A 257-nucleotide genomic window follows, 5' to 3' on the forward strand; every position below is an offset into this window, starting at 1 on the left:
CGGGAAGAAGCGTAAAGAGGGTGCTGCTGAATTGGGGTTGCGTTGTTTCAGGCACAACACACATAGTGTGGGTTTTACGTAAATGCTGAAGCAGTAACGTAGACCGACACGTGATCTCAACCTGTGCGCCCTTCTCTCCCCAGCGGGAGGGAGGCACACCTGTTATAGGATCAAGCCTTACGGGCAATTAGTATCAGTTAGCTTAACGCATTACTGCGCTTCCACACCTGACCTATCAACGTCCTGGTCTCGAACGA

Annotated in this window: 1 rRNA gene; it reads right to left on the reverse strand. The window is 51.4% G+C overall.

The features are described 5' to 3' along the window. Positions 1 to 166 precede the first annotated feature (166 nt). Positions 167 to 257 (reverse strand): 23S ribosomal RNA (locus tag AB4Y44_RS42660); the annotation flags it as partial.

It is taken from the genome of Paraburkholderia sp. BR10937, from assembly GCF_040965695.1.
GTDB lineage: Bacteria > Pseudomonadota > Gammaproteobacteria > Burkholderiales > Burkholderiaceae > Paraburkholderia.